An 8,717-nucleotide genomic window follows, 5' to 3' on the forward strand; every position below is an offset into this window, starting at 1 on the left:
TTTTAGCCCCCTAATTTAGATTTATCACGCACCGCACCTTTATCGGCACTAGTGGCTAAAGAAGCATAAGCCCGTAAGGCGAACGAAACTTGGCGCTGTCTATTTTGTGGTGTCCATGCTTTATCACCACGGGCATTTTGTGCATCACGGCGAACAGATAACGTTTTATCATCTACCTTTAATGAGATCTCACGAGTTGGAATATTGATAGAGACGATATCGCCCTCTTCCACTAAACCAATGACGCCACCATTTGCGGCTTCAGGTGAAACATGTCCGATAGATAAACCTGATGTTCCACCAGAGAAACGTCCGTCAGTGATAAGTGCGCAAGCTTTACCTAATCCCATTGATTTTAAATAAGAGGTTGGATACAGCATCTCTTGCATACCCGGTCCACCTTTAGGACCTTCGTAGCGAATAATGACCACATCGCCTGCCACTACCTTTCCACCTAAGATAGCCTCAACAGCATCATCTTGGCTTTCATATACTTTTGCGGGACCACTAAAAATTAAGTTGTCTTCATCAACGCCTGCTGTTTTAACAATACAGCCATCTACTGCTAAGTTACCGGATAAAACCGCTAATCCACCATCTTGGCTATAAGCATGTTCTTTACTGCGGATACATCCGTTTTCACGATCGGTATCTAAGGTTGGCCAACGACAGTTTTGAGAAAATGCTTTCGTGGTACGAATACCTGCAGGGCCTGCTTGGAACATCGATTTTACTTGCTCATCTTGCGTTAACATCACGTCATATTGCGCTAATGTTTCTGGCAAAGTTAGCCCTAAAATATTATCTACATTACGGTTAAGTAAGCCGGCTCTGTCTAATTCACCTAAAATACCCATGACCCCACCTGCGCGGTGAACATCTTCCATATGATATTTTTGTGTACTTGGTGCCACTTTACATAAATGAGGTACTTGGCGAGAAAGCCTGTCGATATCTTCCATCGTGAAGTCAACCTCACCTTCTTGCGCAGCAGCCAATAAATGCAGAACTGTATTTGTCGAGCCACCCATTGCAATGTCTAAGATCATTGCATTTTCAAAGGCTTCTTTTTTAGCGATATTGCGCGGTAATGCAGATTCATCATCTTTTTCATAATAGCGCTTGGTTAATTCAACAATGCGCTTACCTGCGTTGATAAATAGCGTTTCACGATCTGCGTGTGTTGCAAGTAATGAGCCATTTCCCGGTTGAGATAATCCCAGTGCTTCTGTTAAACAGTTCATTGAGTTTGCGGTAAACATACCTGAACAAGATCCGCATGTTGGGCAAGCCGATCGTTCGATTTGCTCACTATCAGCATCGCTGACATTTGGATTCGCTCCTTGGATCATGGCATCAACCAGATCTAATTTGATCAGTTGGTCTGAAAGCTTCGTTTTTCCCGCTTCCATAGGGCCACCAGAAACAAAAATAACCGGAATATTTAAACGTAAAGACGCCATTAACATCCCTGGGGTGATCTTGTCGCAGTTTGAGATACACACCATCGCATCAGCACAGTGCGCATTAACCATATATTCAACAGAGTCTGCGATAAGTTCACGGGATGGCAAAGAGTAAAGCATGCCACCGTGTCCCATTGCGATACCATCATCAACCGCAATGGTATTAAATTCTTTAGCGACACCACCAGCGGCTTCAATTTGCTCAGCAACGAGTTTTCCTAAATCCCGCAGATGCACATGACCCGGTACAAATTGCGTAAATGAGTTCACAACTGCGATAATGGGTTTACCAAAATCAGCATCAGTCATTCCTGTTGCACGCCATAAGGCACGGGCTCCAGCCATATTACGACCGTGTGTCGTTGTCGCTGAACGGTATTTAGGCATTTTTCACACTCCTGCGATAAAGAAAGCGAGTAGGGAACGATCTACCCGCTAAACAAATTTATTTGATTATGTTTATGAATTGATTGGATCTAACCAGCCGTATTTATCTTCTGTTTCACCCGTAAACAGACCAAAGAAGGCTTTTTGAATTGCTTTGGTCACTGGGCCACAACGTCCGATACCTACTTGAATACCATCAACACTACGTACTGGTGTTATCTCTGCGGCTGTGCCTGACATAAAGACTTCGTCTGCAAGATAAAGTGATTCACGAGAAAGCACTTGTTCACGCACTTCATAACCTAGATCTTTTGCTAATTTGATGATGGCATCACGCGTGATCCCTGGCAGGGCTGATGAAGTAAATGGAGGTGTAAAAATAACACCATCTTTTACTTCAAATAAGTTTTCACCCGCACCTTCTGATAAATAGCCATGAACATCTAATGCAATCCCTTCTTGGTAACCGTGGCGACGAGCTTCACTTCCCACTAATAATGAGGATAAATAGTTACCACCAGCTTTAGCTGCCGTTGGAATAGTATTCGGTGCCGCGCGGTGCCAAGAGGAAACCATTGCATCAATACCTTTATCTAAAGCTTCTTCACCGAGATAGGCTCCCCACGGGAATGCAGCAATAATCACATCCGTTTTATAGCCTGCTGGCGGATTAACTCCCATACCGACATCGCCAATAAAAACTAATGGACGAATATAAGCACTGACTAATTTGTTTTTACGTAAGGTTTCACGACATGCTTCCATTAACTCATCAACGCTTTGCTCAACAGGCATACGATAGATTTTGGCTGAGTCATGTAAACGTTGCATATGCTCACGATGGCGAAATACCACAGGACCTTTATGAGAATTGTAACAACGCACACCTTCAAATACGGAAGTACCATAATGTAATGCGTGAGACATCACATGAACTTTTGCCTCAGCCCATGGAACCATTTCACCGTTAAACCAAATATAATCAGCTTGCTTTGTCATTCTTTTATCCTTACATGGCACTTAGTGCATTCATGAACCGTAATTTTTCTTTCTGTTGATGTGATACTTGAATACCTGCAACATCAGCTAATTTTGTTAACTGGCTGCACAGAAGTTCTAATGGTCGCTGACTACTCACCGTCAGACTTAAATTAATATTGTTGCTCTCTGTGATATTCATATTCATTGAGCATATATGAAAACCACGATGACGGATAACTCTCAGGATACGTTCTAAGATCTCTGGACAAAAACGGGCTTCAATTGTGATATTGTGTTGGTTCATTTTGATTTCTCCATCATCTCATCATTACTTGCGCCCGGCGGAACTAAAGGCCAGACATTTTCTGCGTCATCGATAGATACCTGTAATAAATAAGGGCCATCGCTCTCTAATAAACATTTTATTGCATCAGCAACTTGTGCTTTTTCTGTGATGCGTTGCCCAGGAATATCAAAAGCTTTAGCCAAGGCAACAAAGTCTGGATTGTCTGTTAAAATTGTTTCGCTATAACGTTGTTCAAAAAACAGCTCTTGCCATTGGCGAACCATACCAAGACGTTGGTTATCTAATAACACCAATTTGATAGGTAATTGCTTACGTTTAATTGTGCCCAACTCCTGCACATTCATCATAAAAGAGCCGTCGCCTGATACGCAGATAACACATGCATCAGGTCTAGCAATCTGAGCGCCTACTGCTGCAGGGATACCAAATCCCATGGTGCCTAAACCACTTGAAGTAATAAAATTTTCAGGTGCATCAAATGTCATGTGTTGTGCTGACCACATTTGATGTTGACCTACATCTGTTGTCACAACAGTATTTTCAGGTTTTGCATCTGATAATTGTTTTAATAATAACGGTGCATAAATTGCAGAGCCGGGATGATCATAACGCCACGCGTGTTCTGCTTTTAATTCTTGAACCTCTTGTTGCCAAGCTGCGATAGATAATGGCTGAGATAAAGCTGATAACAACACTTTCGCATCCCCCAATAACGCAACATGCGCCTGTTTCAATTTATTTAATTCTGCATGGTCGATATCGATATGGATAACCTTGGCATTAGGTGCAAAAGTATTTAATCGTCCCGTTACGCGATCATCAAAACGTGCGCCAACAGCAATTAATAAATCACTACGCTGAACAGCATAATTTGCCGCTTTAGTACCATGCATACCTAACATGCCTAAATAATTGGCATCTAATGCATCAGCACAGCCTAATCCTTTTAAAGTGGAGACTACGGGCATTTCTGTTTGCGTCACAAATTCTCTTAACGTTTCCACAGCATTACTCATGGCAACACCACCACCTACATACAAAATAGGTTTTTGTGCCTTCGCTAACATCTGCTTAGCTTGAGCCAGCTCTTGTGTTGGGTAAGGAAACTCTTGCTCTTCTGGCAATTCATAACTTGATAAATGAGAAGCATCAGCCAATTGAACATCTTTAGGAATATCAATTAAAACAGGTCCAGGGCGACCTTGAGATGCGATAGAAAATGCTTCTGATAACACTCTTGGTAATTCATCAACGGTCGAAACTAAAAAACTATGTTTTGTACACGCTAACGAAAGACCTAAAACATCAATTTCTTGGAATGCATCAGTACCAATCAAATCGGAGGCAACTTGCCCTGTGATAGCAACAACAGGCACAGAATCTAACAATGCATCAGCAAGTCCAGTGATAACATTAGTAGCGCCTGGGCCTGATGTCGCGATACAAACACCCGTTGTACCTGTAGAGCGAGCAAAACCAATAGCAGCAATTGCAGCACCTTGTTCATGGCGACATAAAACATGTTCAACACCACCATCATAAAGGGCATCGTAAACAGGCATGATCGCACCACCAGGGTAACCAAAGACTGTTTCGACTTGATGTTTTCGTAATGCCTGTACTAACCACTGTGCTCCATTCATTCTCTCACCCTGCCATCTTAACTTCTTGTTTAATTTGAATTTATTTTCTATTTAATCTCTTTTTCAAACTCAGGCTCAAAAAAAACCCCCGCGCCTTTCGGTGCGGGGGTTTTTAAGAGATCCGGCTAGTTTAGTTAGCCTTTCTTCGTCCTAGTGCAGCCCCGCACGGTGGGTTAATAATCACCACCACGCTGACAATAATTAGGCTAATCACTAGGACGATAGTATTCATAGTTTTATAACTTCTTTTCTTATTTAAAATGTTTGTTGTGTTGTGTTTTCTTTCACTCTGTCCTTTTAGAGTTATCATGATATTTTAGAATTGACAACGTTTATTTTAAAAATAATCGTAACAGCATGAATTTAATAAATATTTTTATACCGCAAATCATCATCAGAACATCTATCTATAAAATATTTATTTTTTAGTTATTAATGCTAAGAAAGAACCCGTTATTTTGTTTTTTCTACTATTACACGTCATTATTTAAAGTAAAAAAGAGAACAGGTTTTTTATTATATTTATATTAATTTATTAAATTATTTATCATTATAATTAATTACTATATTTCAATATGTTACGTTATTTTCGAGATACTTCGCATTTATTTAACTCTCCATTTAACACAAAAGAAAAAATAATTTAAAAAGAGAAAAATAATGGAGAATAAAAAATGGCATTAGCAATAATATATACACGTGCCTCTTTAGGAATATCAGCTCCGCTTATTACTATTGAGGCTCATATTAGTCAGGGATTACCCGGATTAACATTAGTTGGATTACCAGAGACTGTCGTAAAAGAAGCAAAAGACAGAGTAAGAAGTGCGCTCATTAATAGCGGATATACTTATCCTGCAAAAAGAATAACAATTAATCTATCACCTGCCGATTTACCCAAAGAAGGTGCGCGTTATGATTTACCTATTGCGCTGGCAATACTCATTGCATCTGAACAATTAACATCAAATAAATTAGAGTGTTATGAGTTTATTGGAGAGCTTGCACTTTCTGGTAAATTACAACGAGTTAATGCAGTTATTCCATCAATTCTTAGTGCTTCAAAAGATCATCGAATATGCATTGTATCAACAGAACATCAAACTGAAGTTTCATTATTACCCAACAAATCGGCTTTATTAGCCTCTCATCTTTTAGAAATTTGCCACCACCTAGAAAATAATACGCCATTAATTGAAACAGAAAGTTTTATTATTAATGATGAAATTGAAAATCAAGATAATAAAGATATGAGCGATATAATTGGTCAAAATAATGCAAAAAGGGCAGCAGAAATCACAGCAGCAGGAAATCACAACATTTTATTTCTTGGGCCACCAGGAACAGGTAAAACAATGTTGGCGCAAAGGATAAGTACACTTCTTCCACCTTTAACTGCTAAAGAAGCACTTGATGTATTAATCATTAGTAGTTTAAGAGGAGTGACATTTGATGAAAGAAAATGGCCTACAAGACCATTTAGAGCCCCGCATCATACTTCCTCTGCGGTTGCTTTAACGGGAGGAGGTTCTCTTCCTAAGCCAGGAGAAATTACATTAGCACATCACGGTATTTTATTTTTAGATGAACTGCCTGAATTCGAACGACGTGTACTCGATGCATTACGAGAACCTCTAGATGCTAGAGAAATTACTATTTCACGAGCAAAAGCCAAAATAAGCTACCCAGCCAACGTATTATTAGTCGGTGCATTAAATCCAAGCCCAACAGGACACTATCAAGGTAATCACAATCGAGTACCAATAAAACAGATCCTGCGCTATTTAAGCAAGGTTTCTGGACCTTTTTTAGATAGGTTTGATTTATCTGTCGAAATGCCACTGCTTCCTCAAGGCGCGCTTATTCATCCTACATTTACCACGGAAAGTAGTACTGCAATTAGAGAACGTGTTCTAAAGGCAAGAGAAAAGCAATTTGCACGATGTGGAAAAGTGAATACTTATTTAACCGGAAAAGAGATTGAATGCTATTGCTCGTTGAGTACTAGTGATGCAACTTTTCTTGAAGACACTCTAAATAAATTAGGATTATCAATACGAGCTTGGCATAAGATTTTAAGAGTATCGAGGACTATCGCAGATCTTGCAAACGAAGAGAAAATACAAAGAAATCATTTAATTGAAGCATTAAGCTTTCGGGCAATGGATAGGTTAATGATCTATTTACAAAAGCAACTAGATGGGTAAATAAAAAGGAGCGAAAATACGCCCCTTTTAACTAAAACTAATGATATTAATCATCAGAGTCGGTATAGTCATCAGATGGATCGAGCTGCGGCTTTCCACCCGATAATGTATGAAAACGTTTTGGACGACTTATACGACTAGTATATTTTTTCCAAATTTTTTCTTCGACCGTTGCTGCTTCTCGTTCGCCACGACACATGGCAACAAATAATTTTTCCGCTTCAGTTGTAGGCTCTCGTTTGCCTAAATCAAGCTCATTAAAGGCTTGACCATGACGTTCCAATATCTGGGATTCCTTGATAGTGAAATCGCCATGACGAGAAAAACCACGCGGATAATGTTTATTGTCAAAAAAACGATTAGTCGTGATAAAACTTTCTGCCATCTGACACACTCCTAATTCTCTATCGTCATACTTATGGCGCGGAGTATTAGATAGTCATGCGGTTCTGTAAAACAAAATATTTAAATCGTAACGACAAATTTTTTTGGAGATAGATGTGGATACCGAATTACTGAAAACCTTTTTGGAAGTCAGTAAGACTAGACACTTTGGACGAGCCGCTGAATCTCTTTATTTAACCCAGTCTGCGGTTAGTTTTAGAATACGGCAATTGGAAACACAATTAGGTACAAATCTGTTTACTCGCCATCGTAATAATATTCGTCTAACTGTCGCGGGTGAGAGGCTTATTCCTTATGCTGAATCGTTAATGAATACATGGCTTCTCGCTAAAAAAGAGATTAGCCATGCTTCTCAACATTCAGAGCTATCAATTGGCGCTACAGCATCACTCTGGGAAGCATATCTAACATCTTGGTTACAGGAATCTTATCTAGAAAGAAAAGAGCTCAGAATCGAATCTAGAGTCTCTACAAGGCAATCTCTTGTAAAACAACTTCATGCAAGAGAGCTTGATCTTCTTTTTACGACTGAAGCACCGAAAATGGATGAATTAGAAAGTAAAATTATTGGTGATATTACTTTCCAGCTGATGAAAATAGCATCAAATAAAATAGAAGAAATAGCACAATTTATCAAAATTGAATGGAGCGCTGATTTTCAGCCTTTTCTTCCTAATGGTGCAGCGCAAAAAATTGATCCTATTTTGACCACTAACTCCGCAATGATTGCTTATCAGTTAATGAAAACCACTCAAGCAGTTGCATTTCTACCTACACATTGGCTCGATCTCCATTCAGATCTTGCGCCTGCAACAACAGAAATTATTCAAAAACCTTTATTCGCGGTTTGGCTAAATACGAGTGATCAACAAGTATTGATACAACAGTTATTAAAACAGCCGATAAACAACCAATAAAACTTAAATTCACTCTATAGTTATTCATAATATTAACGAATAACTTTTGGATTTAAGTTTTATCTCTAGAATTCATAATATATAACAGGGAATATTACCGATAAATATTGGTAAAGAGAGTGTATTAGTAGGTTAATTGATGAGTGTTTAGAGTAGTAAATATTGAGAATATACAAATAACAAAAAGCCCAGTTAATTAACTGGGCTACAAAGAAGTATAAATTTTGTTATTACTTAATTGGTAACTGGCAGGGGCGGAGAGGCTCGAACTCCCAACACCCGGTTTTGGAGACCGGTGCTCTACCAATTGAACTACGCCCCTAAATAGTTGGCGGAACGGACGGGACTCGAACCCGCGACCCCCTGCGTGACAGGCAGGTATTCTAACCAACTGAACTACCGCT

At 39.4% G+C, this 8,717-nt stretch carries 8 protein-coding genes and 1 tRNA gene; 2 read left to right on the forward strand and 7 right to left on the reverse strand.

Annotated features, from left to right (window positions below):
• Nucleotides 1-2: 2 nt before the first annotated feature.
• The 5 genes from ilvD to ilvL form a co-directional block, all read right to left on the reverse strand.
• Nucleotides 3-1,853: a dihydroxy-acid dehydratase gene (gene ilvD / locus ABN236_RS18575; RefSeq protein ID WP_349474642.1), complete on the reverse strand. Its 1,851-nt coding sequence runs from the start codon at nt 1,851-1,853 to the stop codon at nt 3-5.
• 72 nt (nt 1,854-1,925) lie between these two features.
• Nucleotides 1,926-2,852, reverse strand: a complete 927-nt coding sequence (gene ilvE, locus ABN236_RS18580) for a branched-chain-amino-acid transaminase (RefSeq protein WP_023583659.1) — start codon at nt 2,850-2,852, stop codon at nt 1,926-1,928.
• Between the two features lie 10 nt (nt 2,853-2,862).
• A complete protein-coding gene (gene ilvM / locus ABN236_RS18585; protein ID WP_023583660.1) occupies nt 2,863-3,138 on the reverse strand; it encodes an acetolactate synthase 2 small subunit in 276 nt (91 codons plus the stop codon).
• Nucleotides 3,135-4,784 (reverse strand): acetolactate synthase 2 catalytic subunit, encoded by a 1,650-nt coding sequence (gene ilvG, locus ABN236_RS18590; protein ID WP_349474643.1) that lies wholly within the window; start codon nt 4,782-4,784, stop codon nt 3,135-3,137. Before ilvG ends, ilvM begins: the two co-directional genes overlap by 4 nt.
• 130 nt (nt 4,785-4,914) lie before the next feature.
• Nucleotides 4,915-5,016 carry an ilv operon leader peptide gene (gene ilvL / locus ABN236_RS18595; protein WP_071788577.1) on the reverse strand — a complete coding sequence of 34 codons (102 nt, stop codon included), beginning with the start codon at nt 5,014-5,016 and terminating at the stop codon, nt 4,915-4,917.
• Between the two features lie 442 nt (nt 5,017-5,458).
• On the opposite strand from ilvL, the gene ABN236_RS18600 reads away from it, so the two are divergent.
• Nucleotides 5,459-6,991 (forward strand): YifB family Mg chelatase-like AAA ATPase, encoded by a 1,533-nt coding sequence (locus ABN236_RS18600; protein WP_311755558.1) that lies wholly within the window; start codon nt 5,459-5,461, stop codon nt 6,989-6,991.
• A gap of 46 nt (nt 6,992-7,037) precedes the next feature.
• On the opposite strand, the gene ABN236_RS18605 is transcribed toward ABN236_RS18600, so the two are convergent.
• Nucleotides 7,038-7,376, reverse strand: a complete 339-nt coding sequence (locus ABN236_RS18605; RefSeq protein WP_036939631.1) for a MaoP family protein — start codon at nt 7,374-7,376, stop codon at nt 7,038-7,040.
• A gap of 115 nt (nt 7,377-7,491) precedes the next feature.
• Here ABN236_RS18605 and hdfR point away from each other — a divergent pair, with 115 nt between their 5' ends.
• Complete coding sequence (gene hdfR / locus ABN236_RS18610) at nt 7,492-8,313, forward strand: HTH-type transcriptional regulator HdfR (protein ID WP_311755557.1); 822 nt, start codon at nt 7,492-7,494, stop codon at nt 8,311-8,313.
• A gap of 246 nt (nt 8,314-8,559) precedes the next feature.
• On the opposite strand, the gene ABN236_RS18615 is transcribed toward hdfR, so the two are convergent.
• Nucleotides 8,560-8,635, reverse strand: a tRNA-Trp gene (locus tag ABN236_RS18615).
• Nucleotides 8,636-8,717 lie beyond the last annotated feature (82 nt).

This window comes from Proteus sp. fly-1013 (assembly GCF_040140245.1).
GTDB classification, from domain to species: Bacteria; Pseudomonadota; Gammaproteobacteria; order Enterobacterales; family Enterobacteriaceae; genus Proteus; species Proteus mirabilis_B.